At 32.1% G+C, this 2262-nt stretch carries 2 protein-coding genes; both read right to left on the bottom strand.

Features of this window, described 5'->3' with window-relative positions; genetic code table 11:
* Positions 1-118 precede the first annotated feature (118 nt).
* On the bottom strand, positions 119-586 hold the full coding sequence (locus tag NG821_RS12400) for a DUF4843 domain-containing protein (protein ID WP_252761971.1): 468 nt from the start codon (positions 584-586) through the stop codon (positions 119-121).
* Positions 587-592: 6 nt separating this feature from the next.
* The gene (locus NG821_RS12395; RefSeq protein WP_252761970.1) at positions 593-2053 is read right to left on the bottom strand and encodes a RagB/SusD family nutrient uptake outer membrane protein; all 1461 of its coding nucleotides are present in this window, start codon (positions 2051-2053) and stop codon (positions 593-595) included.
* Positions 2054-2262 lie beyond the last annotated feature (209 nt).

The following is a 2262-nucleotide window of genomic DNA, read 5'->3' as shown; positions in this document are numbered from 1 at the left end:
ATACAGCCTTCGTAGTAATCCTTCAGTACTGACCGTTGCTCTGCTTCCGTAAATTCGTAATATTTTTTCATCTCTTTCCTGATTTAAATTTAACTTCTTTAAGTCAACTTTTTCCAGGCTAAGACACTAGTGGTCTGAAATAATCATTTGATTCTACTTCTATCTCTAAACTTTTCTCAGAAAGTGCCAAATCTTTATTACGTAATAAAATAACTGGTATTTCTGCAGATACAGCACCAGAAGGTATAATCATAGAATCCTTTATTTCGGGATCATCGAAAGGCACATAATCCACACCAGGCACTGCTGCATTAGAATCAGGTGTATTTATCTGAGCTAATTTTATAGGACGAACATGATCTGTAGGGAGTCCCATTGTACAAACCTTGATATGAATTGTATCTCGTTTTATTAAAGTATCTAAAATAAAAAAGGAATAGCTTAGGCTGTCTTGCTGTCCGTTAGTTTCATTAGCAAAATAAATAGCTGGAACATTCTCATATTCTTCCATTTTGTTCACTTCACAAGCTCCGATGAATAATATGATCAAAGGGAGCCATAAAATTTTATCGTATTTTGTTTTCATATTTGATTATTCAAAATTAATTTGATCTTTAGGTAAAGGAATATCGTAAGCTCCACTAGGAACCGTATAATTTGTCGGCCATGTGAAATGATCATAATTATGTTTTTTATAGAAAAAAAACATTTGTCCTTCTCCATAAAATTCTTTACGATATTCTTTTTCAAGGCGTGAAAGCAAAGAAACTTCATCAGATGTAGATGTTTCATCAATTGTACTTGATAAAGCTCGTGATTGTCGATATTTTACAAAATAATTTTTAGCTTCCGCTAATGGTAAATCCTCTATAAGTATAAAATACATTTCTACATAACGCAATAAAGGAACTCTATTGTCTGTAGTTATATTATTATTTCCGGTATATTTGTAAAAATGATTGACTTTTGTTGAATTTTGATAAGTTGTAACTTCCCAATAACGATGATTTGCATACCGAATGTCATTTACATGTATCGAACTTTCATAGGCCGCATCAGTATAATCAGAAGTTTGTGTTAAAAGGGGAGTTTCCCCCTTAAAAATTGGCTCTAATATTGTTTGCTGATTAGGGTTCTCTAATCCAAACAAATGCTCAGAGTACATATCTAAACTTGCATCAGATCCTGAAAATGAAACTTCATTGTACAATTGAAATTTCCCAGAATCAATGACCATTTTTGCACATTGTATCGCTTTACTATTATTGCCAATCCAATGATAAAACCTAGCAAGAGTTCCCAATACTGCGTAATAATTAAATCGTCCCTGTCGCAGTAACTGCCAAGAATCATTAGGGATATTTCCTTTACCCATAAATGAAGTGTTTTTTAAACTATCTATTGTCGTACGTACTATTGGATCATATTTTTTTAGTAAATTGGCCGATTGTAGTAAGTCACTTTCTATATCCGACGTTACCTCTTTCCAACTTTTAGAAGTTAATTTAGAATTTTCATTGGTTATTTCTGTAACATAAGGGATAGTCTTAACACTGTCATTTGCTTCAGAAGGGACAGGTCCAAATAATCTTAGTAAGTCTAAATGCAAAAAGGCACGAAGTCCTAAAGCCTCTCCTTTAATCAATTTATCATTATCATATGAAAACTTCACCGTTGAATTATTTAAATTATCGAGGATATCATTTAATTGAGCAATGGCATTATAATAGTTCATAAATAAATTACTAATAGCACTTTCTACAGAACTATTTGTATACTGATGGTTTGACAGTTCGTAAAGAGTAGAGGTCGTTGTAGTTGGAATTGTCCACATTCTCGCCAGCCCATCTAAATAATACATAGAGGCATCTTCACCATACATATCAGCACTAGCCATTTTAATGTAAACCCCATTTAAAGCCTCTTTATATCCATCTTCGCTTTTATAAAGAGTTTCTGATTTAATCTCAGATTTTGGAGTAACGTCAAGCCAATCATTACATGAAAAAAACGAAAGTGCAACAATACAAATTAATATATATAATTTCTTCATAGTTTTAAAATCTAACGGTTAAAGAAAATGAGAATTTTCGTGAAAAAGGATAATCTGTTCCTCTTTCTCTCTTTATAGTTGATTATAATACTCCCCAATTTTAGTACAGGTGCTAAAGTTAAAGAATATTGTTTATCTTTGCACTAAGTAAGAAAGGAACAGAAATGGGAAGAAGAAGTAAGTTTGAACCAAGTTTTAAGGCAAAGGTA

The organism is Segatella cerevisiae (assembly GCF_024054555.1).
GTDB classification, from domain to species: Bacteria; Bacteroidota; Bacteroidia; order Bacteroidales; family Bacteroidaceae; genus Prevotella; species Prevotella cerevisiae.
This window is presented reverse-complemented; position numbering and strand designations above follow the sequence as displayed.

What these genes read in the sequence shown, in the direction of transcription:
- NG821_RS12400 (WP_252761971.1), bottom strand. Translation starts at nt 586, where the DNA reads ATGAAAACAAAATACGATAAAATTTTATGGCTCCCTTTGATCATATTA.
- NG821_RS12395 (WP_252761970.1), bottom strand. Translation starts at nt 2,053, where the DNA reads ATGAAGAAATTATATATATTAATTTGTATTGTTGCACTTTCGTTTTTT.